Below are 22,693 nucleotides of genomic sequence, written 5' to 3'. Positions count from 1 at the left end.
CCCCATGCGCATTCGCTTCACCAAGATGCAGGGCGCGGGCAACGACTTCGTCGTGCTCGACGAGACCCGGGGGCCGCTGGGCCTGAAGCCCGCGCAATACAAGTGGCTGGCCGACCGGCACTTCGGTGTCGGCGCCGACCAGGTGCTGTCGGTGCGGCCTTCGCCCGGCGCGGGGCTCGACTTCGAATACGTGATCCACAACGCCGATGGCGGCGAGGTGGAGCAGTGCGGCAACGGCGCGCGCTGCTTCGTGCGCTACGTGCGCGAGAAGGGCCTCACGCAGAAGGACCAGGTGCGCGTGCGCACGCTCTCCGGGGTGATCGAGCCGCGTCTGAATCCCGACGGCCGCGTGACCGTGGACATGGGCCCGCCGGTGTTCGACTTGCCGCAAGTACCGTTCGATGCCTCGGGGCTGACGGCGCACAAGTCCGGTCCCTGGGAGCAGTGGCACCTGGCGCTGGGCACCAGCCCCGGCTCTCCGATCGTCTCGGTGGCTGTCCTGTCGATGGGCAACCCGCATGCCGTGCAGGAAGTGCCCGATGTCGACGCGGCGCCAGTACGCATTCAGGGCCCGGCGATCGAAAACCATCCGCGCTTTCCCAAGCGCGTCAATGCGGGCTTCATGCAGATCGAGGACCGCACGCGCATCCGCCTGCGCGTGTGGGAACGCGGCGCGGGCGAGACGCTGGCCTGCGGCACCGGCGCGTGCGCGGCCGTGGTGGCCGGCATCCGCCTCGGCAAGCTCGATCGCAAGGTCGATGTCGAGACGCGCGGCGGCCTGCTCACGATCGAGTGGGATGGGCAGGGCGCCGTCTTCATGACCGGGCCGGCCGTCACCGTGTTCGAAGGCGAGATCGAGGTCCCCGACACACCATGAACGAGAACACCATGAACCCGATCACCGAGGACGACATCGCGAACTACCTCGCGAACACGCCGGACTTCTTCGAGCGCCATGCGCAGATGCTCGCGGCCGTTCAGCTCACCAGCCCCCACGGCAATCGCGCCGTGAGCCTGCAGGAGCGGCAGGCGGAGATGTTGCGCGAGAAGATCAAGGCGCTGGAACACCGCATCATGGACATGGTGCGGCACGGCAACGAGAACATGATCATCGCCGATCGCCTGCAGCGCTGGTCGCGCAACCTGTTCACGGTGCAGTCGGGTCGGGCACTGCCGGCGACGATCGCCGCCGAGATCCAGTCGCAGTTCATGGTGCCGCAGGTGGCCATCAAGGTCTGGGATGTCGACGCGAAGTACGGCAGCGAATCTTTCGCCCAGGGAGTCGGCGAGGACGCGAAAAGCTTCGCTTCGTCGCTCACGCAGCCTTACTGCGGCGTGAACTCCGGCTTCGAGGCGGTTCAGTGGCTGCAGGACCCGGCGACGGCGATGTCGGTCGCGCTGATTCCGCTGCGCGATGGCGCCGCCGGCTCGGCCAGCCCCGCGTTCGGCATGCTGGTGCTGGCCTCGCCCGATCCGCAGCGTTTCGCGAGCGGCATGGGCACGGACTTCCTCGAGCGCATCGCCGACCTCTCGAGCGCCGCGCTGTCGCGGTTGCGCAAGGGCTGACACGGTGGGCGACAACGCACTGGTCGAGCGCTATCTCGAGCATGTGCGTGTCGAAAAGCGCCTGGCGCAGCGCACGGTCGAACTCTATGCACTCGACCTGCGGAAGCTCCAGGAGAACGCGACCGCCGCAGCCATCGATCTGCTGCGCGTGCAGAACGCGCATGTGCGCCGCTGGGTCGCGCAGATGCACGGCGCGGGCCGCAGCGGGCGCGGCATCGCGCTGATCCTCTCGGGCTGGCGCGGCTTCTATGCGTGGCTCGGCAAACAGGGGCTGATTGCCAGCAATCCCGTGGTCGACGTGCGCGCCCCCAAGGCGCCCAAGCCGCTGCCGAAGGCGCTGAGCGTCGACGACGCCGTCCAGCTCGCGGAATTCCAGGATGCCAGGGCCGATCCCTGGCTGGAGGCGCGCGACGCGGCGATGGTGGAACTGCTGTACGGCTGCGGCATGCGGGTGGGCGAACTCGTCGGGCTCGACATCGCGGCCAGCGCGCAAGCTCGCGGCTGGGTTGACCTGGAAGCGGGTGAGGCGCACGTTCTCGGCAAGGGCAGCAAGCGGCGCAGCATGCCGGTGGGCGCCAAGGCCGCGCAGGCGCTGCGCGAGTGGCTGGCCGTGCGGGGCCCGCACGAATCGCCGGCGCTCTTCGTCGGCCGGCACGGCACGCGCCTCACGGCGCAGAGCATCTGGCAGCGCCTGAAGCGCCGCAGCCTGGTCGCGGGACTCGCCACGCCCGTGCACCCGCACATGTTGCGGCACTCGTTCGCGAGCCACGTCCTGCAATCGAGCGGCGACCTGCGGGCGGTGCAGGAGCTGCTCGGGCACGCGAACATCACGACCACGCAGGTCTACACGCGGCTGGATTTCCAGCATCTCGCCAAGGCGTACGACGCCGCGCATCCGCGGGCGCAACGCAAGAAGTAGCCTCAGGAAGTCAGGGTAAAGACGGCCCGCTTGCTCTCGGGCGAGACGTTCGCGAGCAGGGCCTCGAGCCGCTCGACCACCTGCCTCGCATCGGCGCGCTGCGTGGGGACGATGGTCTGCGCGACGCGCACCTGCGCCACCCAGTCGAGCGGCTTGTTCTTGAACGGCATCAGGCAGCGTGCGACGATGCGCGGCCCTTCGGATGCCGCATCTTCCACCGTGAGCGGGCCTTCGATCAGCATGCCGAAGCGCAGTTCGCCCAGGCGGGCGACGGCGTCGATGTCGCGGGCGGCGGCGAGCAGGCGGCCGGCCACCTGCAGGGGCAGTTCCTCCGCCGAGCGCGGTCCGTACATGCGGCGGATGGGGTCCGCGTTGACGATGTCGATCACGAGCACGGCGCTCTGGTACTTCAGCCTGGACGAGCGCGCCATCATGCGTCCCAGGCCCTGCTCGAACATGATCGCGTTGACCAGGCCGGTGGCCGGATCCAGCTTGTCGAAACCGTGGATGCGGCGGATGTGTTCGCGCTTGTGCTGGCTGCGCAGGATCAGGATCAGCAGCACCAGCGGCAGCTCCAGGACCATGCCGAGCTGCATGCCATGCGTGCTCCAGAAGCCGATCGGGATCAGGCCGGCGGTACGCGCCAGCGGGAAGATCGAGCCGATCGCCACGGGCAGCGAAGCCGCGAGCAGCCAGCCGGCCCAGCGGTCACCGCGGCGAGCGGCCCAGATCACCGCCGCGAGCCCCAGCGTGCCCGACGCGGCGATGTACGACACCATGAGGCGGATGCGCAAGGACGGTTCGACCAAGGCAATGCCCGCGGCCGCGGCAATCGACAGGAACCCCGAGGCGAGCAGCACGAAATGGAACAGCCGCGACCGCTGCGGCATCGAGACCACCTCGGAGAAGAACCACTGGAGCGAGCCCACGGCAACGACCGGCAGCGCGAGCGCCGAGTAGTCGTTCCACCGCGGCCACTGCGGCCACAGGTCCAGCCCCGCCACGCCGGTGAGCGAGGCCTGCGTGACCGCCATCAGGGCCACGCTGAGGGCATACAGGCCGTACGAACGGTCCCGCAGCGAAATGGCGCTGAGCGCGGCCAGCACGACCGCCAGCCCCGCCAGCCCGAAGTAGATGCCCAGGACGAGCGAGGTCTGCTGCGCGTCGCGCAGCAGGTGGCTTTCGCTCACGAACTCGATCGGCGCGCTGAAGCTGTGGGTGTTCTGCACCCGCACCAGGTACTCCTGCGTGCCGGCTCCCAGCGGCAACAGGGGGAAGCGGTGGGGCACCGGCCATTGCTCCACGGCGATCCTGTCGCCGGCGGCGTCGCCCCATCCGCCGCCGCCTTCGAGGCTGTACAACGTGACCTGGTCGACCGAGGGATAAGGCACCTGCAGGTACCAGCGCTCCGTCCCCGGAACCGCCACCGTGAATCGCAGCCAGAGGGTCTTGCGGGTCGAAAGGCGGTAGATCGTGCCCTCCTGGGTGGGGCTCCAGTGCACGGCGGAACCGTCGGCCACGTCCTCGGGGGTCGCGCGGCCCTCGGGATCGACCCAGGCCAGGCCTGACTCGCCCAGCGACACCGGCTGGTGGGCGTTGTCCAGTTGCAACGTGGGCGCCGCATGCGCGCAGCCGATGGCCACCATGCCCAGCATGGCCGCGAGCATCCAGCAGCGCAGCGCGTTTCGCATCTCCTCCGACTCCTTGGCCCGAGAATAACGCCAATGAAGACCATTCGACTCAGGGAAGGCAAGGAGCGGTCGCTCCTGCGACAACATCCTTGGATCTTCGATTCGGCCGTCGCGCGCGGCGGCGGCGACCCGGGCGAGACCGTCCGCATCGAATCGGGCAACGGCGAATTCCTCGCCTGGGCGGCATTCAGCCCGCACTCCAAGATCCGCGCTCGCGCATGGAGCTTCGACGAGAAGCAGCGCGTCGACGCGGGCTTCATCGCCGGCCTGTGCCAGAAGGCGGTGCGCGCGCGCGAGCGGTTCGCGATCGCGAGCGACGGCATGCGCCTGGTCCACGGCGAGTCCGACGGCCTGCCGGGCCTGGTGGTCGATCGCTACGGCGACACGCTGGTCGCGCAGTTCCAGTCGGCCGGCGCCGAGCGCTGGAAGGGCGTGATCGTCGACGCGCTGCTGGCCGCGACGGGCCTCGCGAAGATCTACGAGCGCTCGGACACCAGCGCCCGCTCGCTCGAGGGCCTGGCGCCCGCGACGGGCTGGCTGCGCGGGGAGGGGCCGACCGGGGTCACGATCCGCGAACACTCCTGGACATTCACGCTGGACGTTGCCACCGGCCACAAGACCGGCTTCTACCTCGACCAGCGCGACAGCCGCCGCAAGTTCGCCGACTACACGCAGCGCCTGAAGTTCCGGCGCGTGCTCAATTGCTATTGCTACACCGGCGGCTTCAGCATCGCGGCCCTGGCGGGCGGCGCGGCGCACGTGACCTCGATCGACTCGTCGGGCCCGGCCCTGGAGCGCGCCCGCGCGCACGTCGCGCTGAACAGCTTCGAAGCGTCGCGGGTCGACTTCATCGACGCCGACGTCAACGCGTCGCTGCGCCGCTTCGGCGAGGAGGGGCGCACGTTCGATGCGATCGTGCTCGACCCGCCCAAGCTCGCGCCCACGGCCGCGCATGCCGAGCGGGCGGCGCGGGCGTACAAGGACATCAACCGGCTGGCGCTCAAGATCCTGGAGCCGGGCGGCGTGCTGTTCACGTACTCGTGTTCCGGCGGCATCAGCGCCGACCTGTTCCACAAGATCGTCGCCTCGGCGGGCACGGACGCGCGCGTGGACGGCTACATCGCCGAGCGGCTCGGCGGCGCCCCCGACCACCCGATGACGCTCGCCTTCCCGGAAGGGGAATACCTCAAGGGCCTTGTGATATTGCGAAAAGCCTAAACTTCCGCACCATGAGCCTCATTCCCGCCACCATCCTCACGGGCTTCCTCGGCTCGGGCAAGACGACCCTCCTCAAGCGCGTGCTCGAGGAATCCCACGGGCAGAAGATCGCCGTGATCGAGAACGAGTTCGGCGAGGAGAACATCGACAGCGACATCCTCGTGACCGACACGAAGGAGCAGATCGTGCAGATGAGCAACGGCTGCATCTGCTGCACGATCCGCGAAGACCTGCGCGCCACCTTGCAGCTGCTCGCCGCCAAGAAGCGCAAGGGCATGCTCGATTTCGAGCGCGTGGTGATCGAGACGACGGGCCTGGCGGACCCCGGCCCGGTCGCCCAGACCTTCTTCATGGATGACGAGATCGCCGAGACCTACCTGCTCGACTCGATCATCACGCTGGTGGACGCCAAGCACGCGGACCGGCAGCTCGATGAGCGGCAGGAGGCGCGCCGGCAGGTGGGCTTCGCCGACCAGATCTTCATCAGCAAGACCGACCTCGTCGCCAAGGACGAAGTGGATGCCCTGATCCACCGCCTGAAGCACATGAACCCGCGCGCGCCGATGAAGCCGGTGCATTTCGGCGACGTCCCGATCGCGGAGGTCCTGGACCTGCGCGGCTTCAACCTGAACGCGAAGCTGGACATCGACCCGGACTTCCTGAAGGAAGACGAGCACGAACACGCGCATCACGAGCACGATCATGATCATGAGCATGGCGAGCACTGCGACCATCCGCACCATCACCACGTGGACGACGATGTCAAGAGCTTCGTGTTCAAGGCGGACCGCCCCTTCGATCCCGCGAAGCTCGAGGACTTCCTCGGCGCGATCGTGAACATCTACGGCCCGCGCATGCTGCGCTACAAGGGCGTGCTCTCCATGAAGGGCACGGAGCGCAAGGTGATCTTCCAGGGCGTGCACCAGCTCATGGGCAGCGACCTGGGGCCGCAGTGGCAGCCCGGGGAGGACCGGGTGAGCAAGATGGTATTCATCGGGATCGACCTGCCGCGCGACATCTTCATGCAGGGCCTGCAGCAGTGCCTGGCCTGAGCCTGGACTAGGCCGAGAAAAGGGCTCGGACGCCCGCTCTTTTGCTGTAGGCTAGCGCCTTCCAAAAAGAAGTGAGGGCGGGCCCGATGATTGTCTCGATTCTGCAACTGATGGCCTTGCCCTTTGGCGGGCTGTCGGCGCGGGCCGAGGGTGAAAACCCCAACCGTGAGGGCCGGTCCGAGGGCAATCGGGGTATAACTCGCGCTGATGAACGCGATCGGTCGCAACCAAGAGGAAACACCGCGGACGGGCGGCATCTCCATGCCGTGGGCGCGGATGCGAGGAGACGGGAAGTGAAGCCTCAACCCAAGGCCAAGGCCAAACCGGCGGCGAAAGCCAAGCCGGCGGCCAAGGCAGCCACCAAAGCGGCCAAACCGGCGAGCAAGGCGGCGGCCAAGAAGGCGCCTGCCAGGCCGGCCGCGAAAGCGGCGGCCAAGAAGCCCGCGGCCAAGGCCCCCGTGAAGAAAACTCCAGCGAAGAAAGCACCTGCCAAGGCGGCCAAGCCTGCGGCAAAGAAGGCGGCAAAGAAGGCGGCGCCGGCGCCCAAGGCCAAACCAGCGGTGAAAGCCGTTGCGAAGCCCCAGCCGAAGGCGACTCCCGCAAAAACGACGAAGGCGAGCGCCCCGGCGCCAGCCCCCGCACCCGTGACGGCGCCCTCGCGCGCCATGCCGCCCCGACAGGCGGCGAGCGCCGAGCCGGCACGGGCCACGAAACCCTCGGCGCGGCTTGCGCAGATCACGGTGCCCTCGATGGCGCAAACCGTGTCCGCCTCGACCGCCCCGAAAGCAAGTTACACCCAAACGATGTCCCCCGTGCTGAACCCGCCGCCCCTGGTAGCGATCAAGAAAGACCCGAAGCTCGCCAACAACTGGAAGGCGAAGACGGCCGAGGAGCTCACCGACGAGGAAGTCCTCGCGATGCCCGACTCGGAGTACATGAACGACAAGCAGATGGCGTTCTTCCGCCTGAAGCTGTTGAAGCTGAAAGAGGACATCCTCAACAGCGCCGGCGAAACGACCGAGCACCTGCGCGAGGACACGGTGATCGTGCCGGACCCGGCCGACCGCGCCACCATCGAGGAAGAACACGCGCTGGAGCTGCGCACGCGCGACCGCGAGCGCAAGCTGCTGAAGAAGATCGAGCAGTCGATCGCGCGCATCGATGCGGGCGACTATGGCTACTGCGACGAGACCGGCGAGCCGATCGGCGTGGGCCGCCTGCTCGCGCGCCCGACCGCCACCTTGTCGCTCGAGGCGCAGCAGCGCCGCGAGTTGAAGCAGAAGATGTTCGGGGACTGATCCCCCGGCGTCCCGCACTCCCGCAGTACCTCCATCCGCACCACCTCCACGATGTCGAAAGACGAAGGATCCGGCTTGCTGTCGAAGGTGGTGAAGTTCGTCAAGAACCCGACGACGAACTGGGCCGACCTCGACTCGGCGGACAGCGACCGCGAAAGCTCGTACTCCAAGCAGATGCTCAAGGAGATGATCGAGCGCAAGCGGCGCAACGACTTCGTCCGCAAGCGCGAGTTCGACATGCTGCGCAAGATGCGCCGCTCCGAGGTGATGGCGGGGCAGGATCCCGGCGCGCGCCCCTCGTTCTTCCAGAGCTCGATGCCGTCCAAGCCCGATGACCGGGCGACGACGCTGAAGAAGATCGACGAGATCGAGGCGCAGATGTCCATGCAGTGGTGGAAGACCAAGCACGGCGACGCCTCGAGCCGCCTGGCCACCGTTGCCGGCGGCCTCTCCGCCACGCCACCGACGATGCCGGCTGCCCTGCGTGGGTCCGCGGCCGTGCCGCCCGAGCGCGGGCCGTCCACCGCCTACAGCAAGACCGATCCGCAGCCGCTGCGTACGAACTTCGCTGCGGAGGAAAAGACCCTGCCGGTCGACCTGGACCCGATGCTCGATTCGGTCGCGCCGGAGCTGATGCAGCCGCCGGCTCCGCCGCCTCCGACGGTCGCGAGTCCCCTGAGGCCGCGCGAGGCGGCGTCCGCGCCGCCTGCGCCCGTGCCGCCGAAGTCGCCGCCGCTGTCGCAGTTGGGGCCGCTGTCGCAGTTGCTGGCCGTCCCGCAGTCGACGCCCGCGGGCCCGGCGTCCGATCCCGGCACCCCCTCGGGCTTTTCCGGCTCGAAGCTGTTCGCCATCGACGTCGAGGAGTTCGCGCACGACCCGGAACTGGAAGAGGCCGCCATCCGCTTCGCCAATGGCGACGATGCCGGCGCCGAAGCGGGCCTGCAGGACGTGCTCGCGCCCACCGGCCAGCGCATCGACCACGACGAAACCTGGCTCACGCTCTTCGACCTCTATCGCGCCACGGGCCGGCAGGATCGCTTCGAGACGGCCGCGATCGATTTTGCCGGGCGCTTCGGCCGCTCGGCACCGCAGTGGTTCTCGATCCCCGAAGCGGTCGGCCGCATGACCGCACCCGCCGCCGCGCCCGCCGGCAACGCCGCGGCCAACTGGACCTCGCCCGCCACGCTCGGGACGCAATCGATCGCGGCGATGAACGCCGCGCTGGCGAAGGTGCCGGCGCCGTGGAAACTGTCCTGGGCCAAGCTCAATGTGATCGACGAAGCGGCCATCGAGCCGATGGCCAGGCAGTTCACGCAGTGGGCGGCGCAGCCGGTGCAACTGCGGTTCATGGGTTTCGAGAACCTGGAGAAGGTGCTCCGGGAAGCCACGCCTTCGGGAGACAAGAGCGTCAACCCGGCGTGGTGGAAACTGCGCATGGAAGTGCTGCGCGTGATGCACCGGCCCGACGAGTTCGAACTGGTCGCGCTCGACTACTGCGTGACGTACGAAGTGTCTCCGCCTTCCTGGGAGAGCGCGCGCTGCGAATACAAGCCGCTGCAGGCGGACGGCAGCTTTGTCGCCGGCCAAACCTTCGTCGGCGAGGCGTTCCGCGATTCCCTGTCGTCGAGCCTCGGTTACAGCGACACCGCCGCCGCCGGCCTGACTTCCCAGATGTCCAACATCTCGACGGTGGAGCTCGCGGGCCAGATCCTCGGCGATGCCACCGAAGCGCTGGAAATGCTCGAGGCGAAGACGCTGGGCGCCGACATCGTCGTGATCACCTGCACCCGGCTCATCCGGATCGACTTCACCGCCGCCGGTACGCTGCTCAACTGGGTGACCGCGCGCCAGCTGGAAGGACGGCAGGTGCAATTCGTCGAGGTGCACCGGCTGGTCGCCGCGTTCTTCAACGTGATCGGCATCAGCGAGCACGCCCGCGTGATCGCCCGCGCCGACTGAAACGTCCCGCGCGCCGGCTTGCATTCGGCGCTGTCGTCCCCAAGTCGACGCGATGGAACAATTTCACGGTACGACCATCGTCAGCGTGCGGCGCCAGGACGCCGACGGCCGCTGGCAGGTGGCGATCGGCGGCGATGGCCAGGTGACCCTGGGCAACGTGGTGGTCAAAGGCTCGGCGCGCAAGGTCCGCAAGCTCTACCACGACAAGGTGCTCGCCGGCTTTGCCGGCGCCACGGCCGACGCGTTCACGCTGTTCGAACGGTTCGAGGCCAAGCTGGAAAAGCACCAGGGCCACCTCGTGCGCTCGGCCATCGAGCTCACCAAGGACTGGCGCACCGACCGCGTGCTGCGGCGGCTCGAGGCGATGCTGGCCGTGGCCGATCGCGATGCCTCGCTCATCATCACCGGCAACGGCGACGTGCTCGAGCCCGAATACGGAATCATCGCCATCGGCTCCGGCGGGCCGTATGCCCAGGCCGCCGCCAAGGCATTGCTGGACAACACCCGGCTGCAGGCCCATGAGATCGTGAAGAAATCGCTGGAGATCGCCGGCGAGCTGTGCATCTACACGAACATGAACCACACGATCGAAACGCTGGGGTCGGCATGAGCTCCATGACCCCCCAGGAGATCGTCTCCGAACTGGACCGCCACATCGTCGGCCAGCACGAAGCCAAGCGCGCGGTGGCGATCGCCTTGCGCAACCGCTGGCGCCGCCAGCAGGTCGACGAGAAGCTGCGTACCGAGATCACGCCCAAGAACATCCTGATGATCGGCCCGACGGGCGTGGGCAAGACCGAGATCGCGCGGCGCCTCGCGCGGCTGGCGGACGCACCCTTCATCAAGGTGGAAGCCACGAAATTCACCGAGGTCGGCTACGTCGGCAAGGACGTCGATTCGATCGTGCGCGACCTCGCGGAGATGGCCGTGAAGCAGACGCGCGTGGGCGAGATGCGCAAGGTCCGCTCGCGCGCCGAAGACGCCGCGGAGGACCGCATCCTCGACGTGCTCGTGCCGCCGGCGCGCTTCGGCGAATCCAGCGGCGACAACACGGCGCGCCAGACCTTCCGCAAGAAGCTGCGCGAGCACCTGCTCGATGACACGGAGATCGAGATCGACGTCGCCGAGCAGCGCCAGCAGCTGGAAATCCTCGGGCCCGCGGGCATGGAGGACATGGCCGAGCAGCTGCGCGGCGTGTTCCAGCAGTTCGGCGGCGCGAAACGGCAACGGCGCAAGCTCAGGATCGGCGAGGCGATGAGGCTGCTGGTCGACGAGGAAGCCGCCAAGCTCGTGAACGAGGACGAGATCCGGGCGCAGGCCATCCAGAACGCCGAGCAGAACGGCATCGTCTTCATCGACGAGATCGACAAGGTCGCGACGCGCAGCGAAGTGCAGGGTGCCGACGTGTCGCGCCAGGGCGTGCAGCGCGACCTGCTGCCGCTGGTCGAAGGCACCACCGTGTCGACCAAGTACGGGCCCATCAAGACCGACCACATCCTCTTCATCGCGAGCGGCGCGTTCCACCTCTCCAAGCCCAGCGACCTGATCCCGGAACTGCAGGGGCGCCTGCCGATCCGGGTGGAGTTGAAGTCGCTGTCGGTGGAAGACTTCGAGGCGATCCTCACGCAGACGCATGCGTCGCTCGTGAAGCAGTACGAGGCGCTGCTGGCCACCGAAGGCGTGACGCTCGAATTCGCGCCCGATGCGATCACGCGGATCGCGGCGATCGCGTACGACGTGAACGAGCGCACCGAGAACATCGGCGCGCGGCGTTTGGCCACCGTGATGGAGCGCCTGCTGGAGGACGTGAGCTTCGACGCGACGCGGCTGGTGGACAAGCACGTGGTCATCGACGGTGCGTACGTCGATACGCGGCTGAAGGACCTGAGCCGCGACGAGGACCTTTCCCGCTACATCCTCTGAGTTTCCCCGAGCCGTTCGGCAGCCGCGAGCTTGGGTTCCCGCACAATGCGGACATGGAAACGCAAGCACCCCTTCCCGTCACCGGCCGCACGCTCGCCGGCACCACCGCCGTCGAACTGCGCGCCGGCAACGCGCTCTGGCGAGCCGACCTGGACCCGGCCCTGGGTGGCGCGGGCGACGCGCCGACACCGCACCAGCTGCTCGATTCCGCACTGACGGCCTGCACCATGCTCACGTTGCAGCTCTACGCGAAGCGCAAGGGCTATCCGCTCCAGGGGGTGGACGTGCAGGTGCAACGCAATGAATCGGGCGGCGTGTACCGCATCGCACGACAGGTCGCCGTGCACGGCCCGCTGGACGAAGCGCAGCGCGCCGACCTGCTGCGCGTGGCCAACGCGTGCCCGATCCACAAGGCGCTCAGCGGCCGCTTCGAAGTCACCACCGACCTGGCGGCGGCCGACGCCTGAAGTCCAGAGGCAGGCGTCGTGATCGACAAGATCGCCCCCTCCATCGCCGAAGCGCTCGCGGGTGTCCGCGACGGCGCCACCGTGCTGATCGGCGGCTTCGGCACCGCCGGCATTCCGTCGGAGCTCATCGATGGGCTGATCGAGCAGGGGGCACGCGAGCTCACGGTGGTCAACAACAACGCCGGCAACGGCGAAACCGGCCTGGCTGCGCTGCTGAAGGCGGGCCGCGTGCGCAAGATCGTGTGCAGCTTCCCGCGCCAGGCCGACAGCCAGGTGTTCGACGGGCTGTACCGCAGCGGCAGGATCGAACTCGAGCTGGTGCCGCAAGGCAATCTTGCCGAACGGCTGCGCGCCGCCGGCGCAGGCATCGGCGCCTTCTTCACGCCCACCGGATACGGCACGCCACTGGCCGAAGGCAAGGAGACCCGCATGATCGACGGCAAGCCCTATGTGCTCGAGTACCCGATCCACGGCGACCTCGCGCTGATCAAAGCCGAGCGCGGCGACCGCTGGGGCAATCTCCAGTACCGCAAGGCGGCGCGCAACTTCGGCCCGGTGATGGCGACGGCGGCGCAACGCACGGTGGCCAGCGTGCACGAGATCGTCGAGCTGGGTGCGATGGACCCGGAGGCCATCGTCACGCCCGGCATCTTCGTGCACCGCATCGTGCGCGTTCCCCGCGTCGCCACGCAGGCGGGCGGCGTCCGGCAGGCAGCATGACCATGGCATACGAGAAGCGAACCAAGGACCAGCTGGCGCAGCGCGTCGCGCGCGACATCCACGAGGGCGCCTGTGTGAACCTGGGCATCGGCATGCCGACGCTGGTGGCGAACCACCTGCCGGCCGGCATCGAGGTGCTGCTGCACAGCGAGAACGGCATTCTCGGCATGGGCCCGGCACCCGCGGCCGGTGACGAGGATTTCGACCTCATCAACGCCGGCAAGCAGCCTGTGACCCTGCTGCCCGGCGGCGCGTACTTCCACCACGCGGACAGCTTCGCGATGATGCGCGGCGGCCACCTGGACATCTGCGTGCTGGGGGCCTTCCAGGTCTCGGCGACGGGGGACCTCGCGAACTGGCACACGGGTGAGAAGGACGCGATTCCCGCGGTGGGCGGCGCCATGGACCTGGCCGTCGGCGCCCGGCAGACCTGGGTGATGATGGACCTGCTCACCAGGAAGGGCGAGAGCAAGCTGGTGGATCGTTGCGACTATCCGCTGACCGGCATCGCCTGCGTCAAGCGCGTGTACACCGACCTCGCCACCTTCGAATGCACGCCGCAGGGATTGCGCTTGATCGATGTCGTCGACGGCTTGCCCCCGGCCGAACTGGAACGCATGGTCGGCTTGCCGTTCGCGATGGCGGGTGACCCGGCTACATAATTTAACCAGGCGGCTCTCTTCTGAGGATTCACTTCCACTGCCTCAGCTAAGTCGTTCATTCAGAACGATTTTTCCTCGTTGACCGGGCGCAAAGCCCGCTCTAAGTCCTTGATTTCATTGCGAAAACCGGGCTTCGCCCGGCTTGCGTTGCTGCTTTTTCCTGCTACAGTGCAAAAAAGTGCAATGAAGTGGGAAAAGGTGCCTTGGTGCGCCGTTTCCGGCTTCGGTAAAGGTAGCAAGGACTTACCAAGGTGTTCCAGGGCGCTTCGTCACTCACTCTCGATGCCAAGGGCCGGCTATCCGTCCCGACGCGTCATCGTGATGTGCTGGCCGCCACGGCGGGGAACCAGGTCACCATCACCAAGCACCCGCATGGCTGTTTGATGATCTTTCCGCGTCCGGAATGGGAAAAATTCCGCGACCGTATCGCTGCGTTACCGATGGATGCGCAGTGGTGGAAGAGAATCTTCCTTGGCAACGCGATGGACGGGGAACTCGACGGCACGGGCCGTGTGCTGGTCTCTCCCGAACTGCGGGCCGCGGCGGGCATCGAGAAGGAAACCATGCTGCTGGGCATGGGCACCTACTTCGAGCTCTGGGACAAGACGAAATACGAAGCCAAGGAAGCGGAGGCGATGCAGGGCGCGATGCCCGACGTCTTCAAGGATTTTTCTTTCTGAGCGCAGGCGGTGGACGCATGGAATCACACCACCGTCTTGTTGAACGAAGCAGTCGCCGCCCTTTCGGCCGACGCATTCACCAAGCCGGGACAAACCTATGTCGACGCGACGTTCGGCAGGGGCGGGCACTCGCGCGCGATCCTTTCGCGCATGGACGAGAGCTCGCGGCTGATCGCGTTCGACAAGGACCCGGAGGCCGTGGCCGCGGCCAATGCGATCGAGGACGAGCGTTTCGAGATCCGCCACGGCAGCTTCGCGGCGATCTCGGAGCTCGAGGGTTCGAGCATCGCCGGCATCCTGATGGACCTGGGCGTGAGCTCGCCGCAGATCGACAACCCCGCGCGGGGTTTTTCTTTTCGCTCGGAAGGACCGCTCGACATGCGCATGGACACCACGCGCGGACAGAGCGCGGCCGACTGGCTGGCCACGGCGGACGCAAGCCGCATCGCGGAGGTGATACGTGACTTTGGCGAAGAACGGTTTGCTGTTCAGGTTGCAAAGGCGATTGTTTCTCGCCGACAGGAGCGGGGCCCGGTTCGAACGACACGGGAACTGGCCGAGCTCGTGGCTGGCGCGGTCAAGACCCGCGAGGCGGGCCAGGACCCTGCGACGCGCACATTTCAGGCTCTTCGGATTTTCGTCAACGCCGAGCTTGAAGAGCTCGGCCAGGCGCTAGAGGCGAGCCTGCATGCGCTGCAACCCGGAGGTCGACTCGTGGTGATCAGCTTCCATTCGCTGGAAGACCGCATCGTCAAGCAGTTCATCGCGCGGCATTCGCGCGAGGTGGTCGATCGCCGCGCGCTTTTCGCCAGGCCCCAGCCGATGAAGCTGAAGGCGCTCGGGCGTGTGCGCCCGCTGCCGGAAGAAGTGCAGGCCAATCCGCGTGCGCGCAGCGCGATCATGCGTGTGGCCGAAAGGACCGAGGCATGAGGCGCGCGGCCGCTCCGAAGCCTCATACCGCAGTGCGCAGCACGGAGGTTTCTCCATGACGCGGCTGAACCTGGTCCTGCTGGTGGCCGTGCTGGCGAGCGCACTGTTCCTCGTGCGCACGCAGTACGAGTCACGCCGCCTGTATGCCGAGCTGGACAAGGCGACCAGCGATGCGCGCCGGCTCGAGATCGAGCACGAGAAGCTCGAATTCGAGAAACGCGCCCAGGCCACCTCGCTGCGCGTGGAGAAGCTCGCCAAGGAGCAGCTGCAGATGCGCACGGCCACGCCCGCGATCACGCAGTACGTGAAGGGTGCGAGCGGAGGTCAGCCATGAGCCGCAGTGTGATCTACACATCCAGCCCCTTGCTCGCGAGCCGGACGCCCGTGTGGCGCAGCAAGTTCATCGTCGGTGCCATCGCCGTGGGCTTTGTCGCGCTCGCGGGGCGTGCGGCGTGGATCCAGGTGTTCGGCAACGAGTTCTTCCAGAAGCAGGGCGAGGTGCGCTTCGCCCGCACGCTGGAGCTGCCCGCCAACCGCGGCCGCATCCTCGATCGCAACGGGCTGCTGCTCGCGATCAGCGTGCCCGCCCCCAGCATCTGGGCTTCGCCCGAGGATCTGGACCGCGACAAGGCCAAGCTGGCGCAGCTCGCCAGGCTGCTCGACATGCCGATGTCCGAGCTGGAGAAGAAGCTGCGCGACGAGGACAAGACCTTCGTGTGGCTCAAGCGCCAGGTCGACGACTCGGTCGCGCAGAAAGTCGCCGCGCTGAACATCCGCGGCGTCTTCCAGCGCAAGGAATACAAGCGCGAATACCCGGAGGGCGAAGCGGCGGCGCACGTCGTGGGCTTCACGAACGTCGAGGACCATGGCCAGGAAGGCATGGAGCTCGCGTTCGACAAGGACCTCGCGGGCAAGGCGGGTTCGCGCCGCGTGATCAAGGATCGCCTGGGCCACATCGTCGAGGACGTGGGCGAGCAGGTGCCGCCGGTGGACGGGCGCGACCTGCAGCTGTCGGTGGACAGCAAGATCCAGTTCTTCGCGTACCAGAAACTGCGCGACGCGGTGGTCGAGAACAAGGCCAAGGCAGGCAGCGTCGTCGTGCTGGACGCACTCACGGGCGAAGTGCTCGCGCTCGCCAACTACCCGAGCTATTCGCCGGGCAAGCGCCACAACCTCCTGGGCGAGCAGCTGCGCAACCGCGCGCTCACCGACGTGTTCGAGCCCGGCTCGACGATGAAGCCGTTCACCGTCGCGCTCGCACTGGAGAACAAGCTGGTCACGCCGCAGACCGTGATCCCGACGGCGCCGGGCTGGATCATGATGGGCGGCATGAAGATCTCCGACGCGCACCCGCACGGCGCGCTGACGGTGCAGGAGGTCATCCAGAAGTCGAGCAACATCGGCACGCTCAAGATCGCGCTGCAGATGCAGCCGCGGCAGATGTGGGAGCTGTTCACGCAGGTCGGCTTCGGCCAGAAGCCGCAGATCACGTTCCCCGGCGCGGTGACGGGGCGCCTGCGCCCCTACAAGACCTGGAAGCCGGTCGAGCAGGCCACGATGTCCTACGGCTACGGCCTGTCGGCGTCGCTGTTCCAGATGGCACGTTCGTACACGGTGTGGGCGCATGACGGCCAGATCATCCCGGCGACGCTGCTCAAGAGCGCCGAGCCCGCCATGGGCGTGCAGGTGTTTTCCGAAGGCACCGTGAAGGAAATCCGCACGATGCTGCAGATGGCCGCGGGCCCGGGCGGCACCGGCCCGAAGGCGCAGACGCTCGGCTACTCGGTCGGCGGCAAGTCGGGCACGGCCTACAAGCAGGTCGGCAAGGGCTACGTCACCAACAAGTACCGCTCGTGGTTCGTGGGCATCGCGCCGATCGAGAAGCCGCGCATCGTCGTGGCCGTGATGGTCGACGAGCCCTCGGCCGGCAAGTACTTCGGCGGCGATGTCGCCGCGCCCGTGTTCAGCGCCACCGTCCAGCAGACGCTGCGGATGATGGGCGTGCAGCCCGACATGAACGTGAAGCCGCAGATCGTGGTGAACGCGGTGGAGGAGTCGTTCTGATGCTCGAGATGCGCAGCGCCCAGGAAGCCGCGCAGTGGCTGCGCACGCGCGTCACCGGGCAGCTTCATTGCGACAGCCGCCAGGTGAAGCCGGGTGACGGCTTCATCGCATGGCCCGGCGCCGCGACCGACGGCCGCAAGCACGTGCCGCAGGCCCTCGCGCAAGGCGCGGCCGCGTGCCTGGTCGAGCGCGAAGGGGTGGAGAGTTTCGGTTTCGACTCGGAAGCGATCGCCTCGTACGCGCGGCTCAAGCCCGCGACGGGACCGATCGCGGCCGACTACTACGGCCATCCCACCGACCGGCTCGATGTGCTCGCGGTGACAGGCACGAACGGCAAGACCTCCACGTCGTGGTGGCTCGCGCAGGCGCTGTCGAACGTCGGCATCCCGTGCGGCGTGGTCGGCACGCTCGGGATCGGCCGGCCGCCGCAGGTCGACTTCGTCGGCCTCACGACGCCCGATCCCGTGCTGCTGCAAGGCCAGTTCCGCCGATTCGTCGATGCGGGCGTGAAGGCCTGTGCGATCGAAGCGTCGTCGGTCGGCATCGTCGAGCGGCGCCTGGACGGCACGCGCATCCGCGTCGCGCTGTTCACGAACTTCACGCAGGACCACCTGGACTACCACCGCACGATGGAGGACTACTGGGAGGCGAAGGCGGAGCTGTTCCGCTGGCCCGGCGCAAGGGCCGCGGTGGTGAACGTCGATGACGACAACGGGCGCGAGTTGGCGCGCTCGCTCCAGGGCTCGTCGCTCGAGGTCTGGACGGTTTCGTGCCTCGAGCCGGCGTGCATCGAGGCGAAGGACATCGGCTATGGCGAGGCGGGCCTGCGCTTCGACGTGTGCGAAGGCGAGGCGCGCGTTCCCCTCGCCACCAGCGTCATCGGCCAGTACAACGTCTCGAACCTGCTGGGCGTGATTGCCGCGATGCGCGCCATGGGCGTGCCCCTTGCCGATGCCGTGCGCGCCTGCGGCAGCCTGCTCCCGGTGCCCGGCCGCATGGAGCGGCTGGCGCAACGCGGCCAGCCGCTGGTCGCCGTCGATTACGCGCACACGCCCGATGCCCTGGACAAGGCGCTCACCGCGCTGCGTCCGCTCGCGCAAGAGCGCGGCGGTGAACTCTGGTGCGTCTTCGGCTGCGGGGGCGATCGCGATGCGACCAAGCGCCCGCTGATGGCGGCGGTGGTCGAGAAGGATGCCGACCACGTGGTCGTGACCAGCGACAACCCCCGCTCCGAGAAGCCCGAGAACATCATCAGCCAGATCCTGCTGGGCCTGTCGCATGCGCAATGCGTGCAGGTGCAGGCGGACCGCGCCAAGGCGATTGCGGAAACCATCGCGCAGGCGGGGCCGAAGGACGTGGTGCTCATCGCCGGCAAAGGCCACGAGGACTACCAGGAGGTCGCGGGCGTGAAGCACCCGTTCTCCGACCGCGAGCACGCGCAGCGCGCGCTCGACGCGAGGGGCGCGGCATGAGCGCGACGATGATGACGCTCGCGCAGGCGCTGTCCTGGATCGCCGGTGGCAAGCTGGCAGGCGACGGCAACGTCGCCATCGCCCGTGTGCACAGCGACACGCGCACGCTGCAGCCGGGCGACCTGTTCGTGGCGCTCCGGGGTGAGCGCTTCGACGCGAACGATTTCCTGGCCGATGCGAAGGCCCGAGGTGCGATTGCGGCCATCGCGCATCGCGGCCGCCTGCCTCAGGGCCTGCCGGGCATCGAGGTCGACGACACGAAGCTCGCGCTGGGCCAGCTCGCCGCCGGCTGGCGTTCGCAGTTCACGCTGCCGCTCATCGCGGTGACGGGCAGCAACGGCAAGACCACCGTGACGCAGATGATCGCCTCCATCCTGCGCGCGTGGCAGCCGCAGAACATGCTCGCCACGCAGGGCAACCTGAACAACGACATCGGCCTGCCGCTCACGCTGCTGCGCCTGCGGGCGGAGCACAAGGTCGGCGTGATCGAGCTCGGGATGAACCACCCGGGCGAAATCGCGTACCTCGCGAACATCGCCAGGCCCACCGTCGCGCTGGTGAACAACGCGCAGCGCGAACACCAGGAATTCATGGCCACGGTCGAAGCCGTCGCGCGCGAGAACGGCTCGGTGCTGTCCGCGCTGGGGCCCACGGGCGTGGCGGTGTTCCCCGCGGGCGAGGAATTCACGGCGCTGTGGAAGCAGATCGCAGGCAAGCGCCCCTGCATGACTTTCGGCGCCGAAGATTCGGGCGCCGACATCGTTCTGGCCGGGACTGAATGGCAAGAGGGCCACTGGCAGGTGCGCGTGCAAACGCCCGCCGGCCCGGTGGGCTACCGACTCCATATCGCCGGCCGCCATAACGTGCGCAACTCGCAGGCGGCCGCGGCCTGCGCGCTCGCGGCCGGCGTGCCGCTGCAGGCGATCGCGCAAGGTCTGGAGAGCTTCGAGCCGGTGAAGGGCCGCTCGCGGGCGGTGGCGCTGTCGATCGCCGGGCGTGCGATCACGATGGTGGACGACACTTACAACGCCAATCCGGATTCCGTGCGCGCCGCCATCGACGTGCTCGCGGAACTGCCGGCGCCGCGCCTGGCGGTGCTGGGCGACATGGGCGAAGTGGGCACGCAGGGGCCGCAGTTCCACGCGGAGGTCGGCGAGCACGCGCGTGCACGCGGGATCGACCGGCTCTTCACGCTGGGCGACCAGTCGGTCGCGATGAAGGGCCGTCACTTCGCCGACGTCGACGCGCTCAACGCCGCGGTGCTGGGCGAACTCGGCTCGGCCGCGAGCGTGCTCGTGAAGGGCTCGCGTTTCATGAAGATGGAGCGCGTCGTCGAAGCCATCGTGCAGCGCGCGCAGCAGGAACAACAACGAGGGGGAAATTCGAATGCTGCTTAGCCTCGCGAGCTGGCTGCAGAACATGGGGCCCGAGTTCGGGTTCCTGCGCGTGTTCCAGTACATCACGTTCCGCGCGGTGATGGCGGCCATGACAGCGCTGCTGATCGGCCTGATGGCCGGCCCGCCCGTGATCCGCCAGCTGACGTCGCTCAAGATCGGCCAGCCGGTGCGCGGCTACGGCATGGAGACGCACCTCGTGAAGAGCGGCACGCCGACGATGGGCGGCGTGCTGATCCTGATCGCGATCGCGGTCTCGACACTGCTGTGGTTCGACTGGACGAACCGCTTCGTGTGGATCGTGCTCGCCGTCACGGTCGGCTTCGGCGCGATCGGCTGGGTGGACGATTGGCGCAAGGTCGTGCGCAAGGACCCGGAAGGCATGCGTTCGCGCGAGAAGTACTTCTGGCAGTCGCTGATCGGCCTGGTCGCCGCGCTGTACCTGGTGTTCAGCATTTCGGAAAGCTCCAACTGGCGCGTGCTGCAGCTGTTCTACACCTGGGTCGCTTCGGGCTTCGACGTGAACCTGCCGCCCAAGGCCGGCCTGCTGGTGCCGTTCGTCAAGGAGATCAGCTACCCGCTGGGCGTGTTCGGCTTCGTGATCCTCACCTATATCGTCATCGTCGGCTCGAGCAATGCCGTGAACCTGACGGACGGCCTCGATGGCCTGGCGATCATGCCGGTGGTGATGGTCGGCTCGGCGCTGGGCGTGTTCGCCTACGTGACGGGCAGCGCCGTCTATTCGAAGTACCTGTTCTTCCCGCACATCCCGGGTTCGGGCGAGCTGCTGATCTTCTGCGCGGCGATCGCGGGCTCGGGGCTCGCGTTCCTCTGGTTCAACGCGTACCCGGCGCAGGTGTTCATGGGCGACGTCGGCGCCCTGGCGCTCGGCGGCGCGCTCGGCACGATCGCCGTGATCGTGCGGCAGGAGATCGTGCTCGCGATCATGGGCGGCATCTTCGTGGTCGAGGCCATCTCCGTGATGATCCAGGTGACGTATTTCAAGTACACGAAGAAGAAGTACGGCCAGGGCCGGCGCATCCTGCTGATGGCGCCGCTGCACCACCACTTCGAGAAGAGCGGATGGACCGAGACGCAGGTCGTCGTGCGGTTCTGGATCATCACCATGCTGTTGTGCCTCGTCGGCCTGTCCACCCTGAAACTCAGATGAACGGCCAACACGTCCTCGTCCTCGGCCTCGGCGCCTCCGGCTTTGCGATGGCGCGCTGGTGCGTCCGCGAAGGCGCCCGCGTCACCGTGGCCGACACGCGCGCGGACCCGCCGCAACTCGCGGCCTTGCGCGAGCACCTGCCACAGGTCAACTTCATCGCCGGAGAGTTCAGCGAGTCATTGCTCGACGGCGTGCAGGCCGTGTTCCGCAGCCCGGGGCTGGCGCCGGAGCAGGCCGCGCCCGTGACCAGCGCCGCGCAGGCGCAGGGCCTGCCCGTGGGCGGCGAGCTGAGCCTCTTCGCCGATGCACTCGCGCGGCTGAAGGAAGAACAGGGTTACGCGCCGGCCGTGCTCGCGGTGACCGGCACGAACGGCAAGACGACGGTGACGTCGCTGACCGGGCAACTGGTCGAGCGCAGCGGCCGCACGGTGGCCGTGGCGGGCAACATCGGCCCGACGCTGCTGGAGACGCTCGCGCAGAAGATCGATGCGCAGGCGCTGCCGCAGACGTGGGTGGTCGAGCTTTCCAGCTTCCAGCTGGATGTCGCGGGCGACTTCGAGCCGACCGTCGCGGTCGTGCTGAACGTCACCCAGGACCACCTCGACTGGCACGGCACCATGGAAGCCTACGCTGCCGCCAAGGCACGCGTGTTCGGCAAGTCCGCGGTGATGGTGCTCAATCGCGAGGACCCGCTCGTGATGAAAATGCTGCCCGAGCCGGTGCGGCTCAAGGGCGGCAAGTATGAACAGCGCGAGCACGTCACTTTCGGTGGTGACATGCCGCAGCGGCCGGGCGATTTCGGCATCGAGGTCGTCAACGGCATGGCCTGGCTGGTGCGCGCGCTGGAAGCCGACGAAACGCAGAAGCACCGCAAGGGCGAAGAACAGGAATTGCATTTCCAGCGCCTCATGCCGGCCGACGCGCTTCGCATCCGCGGCCGCCACAACGCCGTGAACGCGCTGGCGGCGCTCGCGCTGGCGACCGGTGCCGGCTGCCAGCTCGGCCCGATGCTCTTTGGCTTGCGCGAATACCGTGGCGAGCCGCATCGCGTCGAGCCGGTCGGTATCGTGAACGGCGTCGAATATTTCGACGACAGCAAGGGCACGAACGTCGGCGCGACCGTGGCCGCGTTGCAGGGGCTCGGTGCCGACCGCAAGGTCATCGTGATCCTCGGTGGGGACGGCAAGGGCCAGGACTTCTCGCCCTTGGCCGATCCGGTCTCGCGCTATGCGCGCGCCGCCGTGCTGATTGGCCGCGACGCGCCGATGATCCGCTCGGTGCTGGAAAACAGCGGCGTGAGCCTGATCGCAGCCGGCTCCATGGAAGAAGCGGTCAAGCTCGCGACGCAGCGGGCCCACGCGGGCGATGCGGTGCTGATGTCGCCGGCCTGTGCGAGCTTCGACATGTTCCGCAACTACCCGCATCGCGCCGAGGTGTTCCGCGCGGCCGTGCGTGCGGTGGCGGATGACGCGGGCGTGGACGTGGAGGTGCAGTCGTGAACGCGATC

General features: G+C 67.8%; 21 protein-coding genes. 20 read left to right on the top strand and 1 reads right to left on the bottom strand.

Annotated features, from left to right (window positions below; translation table 11 throughout):
- Positions 1-4 precede the first annotated feature (4 nt).
- Genes dapF through AC3EF3_RS14110 form a run of 3 tightly spaced genes read left to right on the top strand, consistent with a single transcriptional unit; the run spans position 5 to position 2,485 of the window.
- Entirely contained in the window at positions 5-877 is an 873-nt protein-coding gene (gene dapF, locus AC3EF3_RS14120) for a diaminopimelate epimerase (protein ID WP_488532781.1), read from the top strand.
- Positions 874-1,566 (top strand): DUF484 family protein, encoded by a 693-nt coding sequence (locus AC3EF3_RS14115; RefSeq protein ID WP_488532780.1) that lies wholly within the window; start codon positions 874-876, stop codon positions 1,564-1,566. The genes dapF and AC3EF3_RS14115 overlap by 4 nt, the downstream gene beginning before the upstream one ends.
- A gap of 4 nt (positions 1,567-1,570) precedes the next feature.
- Positions 1,571-2,485 (top strand): tyrosine recombinase XerC, encoded by a 915-nt coding sequence (locus AC3EF3_RS14110; RefSeq protein WP_488532779.1) that lies wholly within the window; start codon positions 1,571-1,573, stop codon positions 2,483-2,485.
- A 2-nt stretch (positions 2,486-2,487) separates the two neighbouring features.
- Here AC3EF3_RS14110 and AC3EF3_RS14105 read toward each other — a convergent pair whose 3' ends face one another.
- Entirely contained in the window at positions 2,488-4,176 is a 1,689-nt protein-coding gene (locus AC3EF3_RS14105) for a sensor domain-containing diguanylate cyclase (protein WP_488532778.1), read from the bottom strand.
- A gap of 33 nt (positions 4,177-4,209) precedes the next feature.
- On the opposite strand from AC3EF3_RS14105, the gene AC3EF3_RS14100 reads away from it, so the two are divergent.
- The 17 genes from AC3EF3_RS14100 to murD all read left to right on the top strand — a co-directional run bounded on the left by AC3EF3_RS14100 (position 4,210) and on the right by murD (position 22,685).
- Complete coding sequence (locus AC3EF3_RS14100) at positions 4,210-5,394, top strand: class I SAM-dependent rRNA methyltransferase (RefSeq protein WP_488532777.1); 1,185 nt, start codon at positions 4,210-4,212, stop codon at positions 5,392-5,394.
- A gap of 11 nt (positions 5,395-5,405) precedes the next feature.
- Entirely contained in the window at positions 5,406-6,446 is a 1,041-nt protein-coding gene (locus AC3EF3_RS14095; protein WP_488532776.1) for a CobW family GTP-binding protein, read from the top strand.
- 458 nt (positions 6,447-6,904) lie between these two features.
- Complete coding sequence (gene dksA / locus AC3EF3_RS14090) at positions 6,905-7,744, top strand: RNA polymerase-binding protein DksA (RefSeq protein WP_488533796.1); 840 nt, start codon at positions 6,905-6,907, stop codon at positions 7,742-7,744.
- Between the two features lie 51 nt (positions 7,745-7,795).
- The gene (locus AC3EF3_RS14085; protein WP_488532775.1) at positions 7,796-9,703 is read left to right on the top strand and encodes an STAS domain-containing protein; all 1,908 of its coding nucleotides are present in this window, start codon (positions 7,796-7,798) and stop codon (positions 9,701-9,703) included.
- A 52-nt stretch (positions 9,704-9,755) separates the two neighbouring features.
- Entirely contained in the window at positions 9,756-10,313 is a 558-nt protein-coding gene (gene hslV / locus AC3EF3_RS14080; protein ID WP_488532774.1) for an ATP-dependent protease subunit HslV, read from the top strand.
- Positions 10,310-11,626, top strand: coding sequence for an ATP-dependent protease ATPase subunit HslU (hslU, locus tag AC3EF3_RS14075; RefSeq protein WP_488532773.1), 1,317 nt, complete (start codon positions 10,310-10,312; stop codon positions 11,624-11,626). Before hslV ends, hslU begins: the two co-directional genes overlap by 4 nt.
- A 53-nt stretch (positions 11,627-11,679) precedes the next feature.
- Positions 11,680-12,093: an OsmC family protein gene (locus AC3EF3_RS14070; RefSeq protein ID WP_488532772.1), complete on the top strand. Its 414-nt coding sequence runs from the start codon at positions 11,680-11,682 to the stop codon at positions 12,091-12,093.
- Between the two features lie 18 nt (positions 12,094-12,111).
- Complete coding sequence (locus tag AC3EF3_RS14065; RefSeq protein WP_488532771.1) at positions 12,112-12,813, top strand: 3-oxoacid CoA-transferase subunit A; 702 nt, start codon at positions 12,112-12,114, stop codon at positions 12,811-12,813.
- The gene (locus AC3EF3_RS14060) at positions 12,810-13,475 is read left to right on the top strand and encodes a 3-oxoacid CoA-transferase subunit B (RefSeq protein WP_488532770.1); all 666 of its coding nucleotides are present in this window, start codon (positions 12,810-12,812) and stop codon (positions 13,473-13,475) included. Before AC3EF3_RS14065 ends, AC3EF3_RS14060 begins: the two co-directional genes overlap by 4 nt.
- 251 nt (positions 13,476-13,726) lie before the next feature.
- Positions 13,727-14,155, top strand: coding sequence for a division/cell wall cluster transcriptional repressor MraZ (gene mraZ, locus AC3EF3_RS14055; protein WP_488532769.1), 429 nt, complete (start codon positions 13,727-13,729; stop codon positions 14,153-14,155).
- A 9-nt stretch (positions 14,156-14,164) separates the two neighbouring features.
- Entirely contained in the window at positions 14,165-15,085 is a 921-nt protein-coding gene (rsmH, locus tag AC3EF3_RS14050; RefSeq protein WP_488532768.1) for a 16S rRNA (cytosine(1402)-N(4))-methyltransferase RsmH, read from the top strand.
- Between the two features lie 55 nt (positions 15,086-15,140).
- The gene (gene ftsL, locus AC3EF3_RS14045; RefSeq protein WP_488532767.1) at positions 15,141-15,419 is read left to right on the top strand and encodes a cell division protein FtsL; all 279 of its coding nucleotides are present in this window, start codon (positions 15,141-15,143) and stop codon (positions 15,417-15,419) included.
- Positions 15,416-17,149 carry a peptidoglycan D,D-transpeptidase FtsI family protein gene (locus AC3EF3_RS14040; RefSeq protein WP_488532766.1) on the top strand — a complete coding sequence of 578 codons (1,734 nt, stop codon included), beginning with the start codon at positions 15,416-15,418 and terminating at the stop codon, positions 17,147-17,149. The genes ftsL and AC3EF3_RS14040 overlap by 4 nt, the downstream gene beginning before the upstream one ends.
- Complete coding sequence (locus AC3EF3_RS14035; RefSeq protein ID WP_488532765.1) at positions 17,149-18,621, top strand: UDP-N-acetylmuramoyl-L-alanyl-D-glutamate--2,6-diaminopimelate ligase; 1,473 nt, start codon at positions 17,149-17,151, stop codon at positions 18,619-18,621. Before AC3EF3_RS14040 ends, AC3EF3_RS14035 begins: the two co-directional genes overlap by 1 nt.
- An 8-nt stretch (positions 18,622-18,629) precedes the next feature.
- The gene (locus AC3EF3_RS14030) at positions 18,630-20,018 is read left to right on the top strand and encodes a UDP-N-acetylmuramoyl-tripeptide--D-alanyl-D-alanine ligase (protein WP_488533795.1); all 1,389 of its coding nucleotides are present in this window, start codon (positions 18,630-18,632) and stop codon (positions 20,016-20,018) included.
- Complete coding sequence (gene mraY / locus AC3EF3_RS14025) at positions 20,008-21,186, top strand: phospho-N-acetylmuramoyl-pentapeptide-transferase (protein WP_488532764.1); 1,179 nt, start codon at positions 20,008-20,010, stop codon at positions 21,184-21,186. The genes AC3EF3_RS14030 and mraY overlap by 11 nt, the downstream gene beginning before the upstream one ends.
- Positions 21,099-22,685 carry a UDP-N-acetylmuramoyl-L-alanine--D-glutamate ligase gene (murD, locus tag AC3EF3_RS14020; protein ID WP_488532763.1) on the top strand — a complete coding sequence of 529 codons (1,587 nt, stop codon included), beginning with the start codon at positions 21,099-21,101 and terminating at the stop codon, positions 22,683-22,685. The genes mraY and murD overlap by 88 nt, the downstream gene beginning before the upstream one ends.
- Positions 22,686-22,693 lie beyond the last annotated feature (8 nt).

This window comes from Ramlibacter sp. GS1-15, from assembly GCF_057785015.1.
The sequence above is the reverse complement of the archived record's forward strand: the minus strand, read 5'-3'. Positions and strand labels throughout refer to the sequence as shown.

What these genes read in the sequence shown, in the direction of transcription:
- AC3EF3_RS14035 (WP_488532765.1), top strand. Translation starts at nt 17,149, where the DNA reads ATGCTCGAGATGCGCAGCGCCCAGGAAGCCGCGCAGTGGCTGCGCACG.
- hslU (WP_488532773.1), top strand. Translation starts at nt 10,310, where the DNA reads ATGAGCTCCATGACCCCCCAGGAGATCGTCTCCGAACTGGACCGCCAC.
- ftsL (WP_488532767.1), top strand. Translation starts at nt 15,141, where the DNA reads ATGACGCGGCTGAACCTGGTCCTGCTGGTGGCCGTGCTGGCGAGCGCA.
- AC3EF3_RS14085 (WP_488532775.1), top strand. Translation starts at nt 7,796, where the DNA reads ATGTCGAAAGACGAAGGATCCGGCTTGCTGTCGAAGGTGGTGAAGTTC.
- murD (WP_488532763.1), top strand. Translation starts at nt 21,099, where the DNA reads ATGGACCGAGACGCAGGTCGTCGTGCGGTTCTGGATCATCACCATGCT.
- AC3EF3_RS14100 (WP_488532777.1), top strand. Translation starts at nt 4,210, where the DNA reads ATGAAGACCATTCGACTCAGGGAAGGCAAGGAGCGGTCGCTCCTGCGA.
- mraY (WP_488532764.1), top strand. Translation starts at nt 20,008, where the DNA reads ATGCTGCTTAGCCTCGCGAGCTGGCTGCAGAACATGGGGCCCGAGTTC.
- AC3EF3_RS14040 (WP_488532766.1), top strand. Translation starts at nt 15,416, where the DNA reads ATGAGCCGCAGTGTGATCTACACATCCAGCCCCTTGCTCGCGAGCCGG.
- hslV (WP_488532774.1), top strand. Translation starts at nt 9,756, where the DNA reads ATGGAACAATTTCACGGTACGACCATCGTCAGCGTGCGGCGCCAGGAC.
- AC3EF3_RS14060 (WP_488532770.1), top strand. Translation starts at nt 12,810, where the DNA reads ATGACCATGGCATACGAGAAGCGAACCAAGGACCAGCTGGCGCAGCGC.
- AC3EF3_RS14105 (WP_488532778.1), bottom strand. Translation starts at nt 4,176, where the DNA reads ATGCGAAACGCGCTGCGCTGCTGGATGCTCGCGGCCATGCTGGGCATG.
- AC3EF3_RS14030 (WP_488533795.1), top strand. Translation starts at nt 18,630, where the DNA reads ATGATGACGCTCGCGCAGGCGCTGTCCTGGATCGCCGGTGGCAAGCTG.
- AC3EF3_RS14095 (WP_488532776.1), top strand. Translation starts at nt 5,406, where the DNA reads ATGAGCCTCATTCCCGCCACCATCCTCACGGGCTTCCTCGGCTCGGGC.
- AC3EF3_RS14070 (WP_488532772.1), top strand. Translation starts at nt 11,680, where the DNA reads ATGGAAACGCAAGCACCCCTTCCCGTCACCGGCCGCACGCTCGCCGGC.
- dapF (WP_488532781.1), top strand. Translation starts at nt 5, where the DNA reads ATGCGCATTCGCTTCACCAAGATGCAGGGCGCGGGCAACGACTTCGTC.
- AC3EF3_RS14115 (WP_488532780.1), top strand. Translation starts at nt 874, where the DNA reads ATGAACGAGAACACCATGAACCCGATCACCGAGGACGACATCGCGAAC.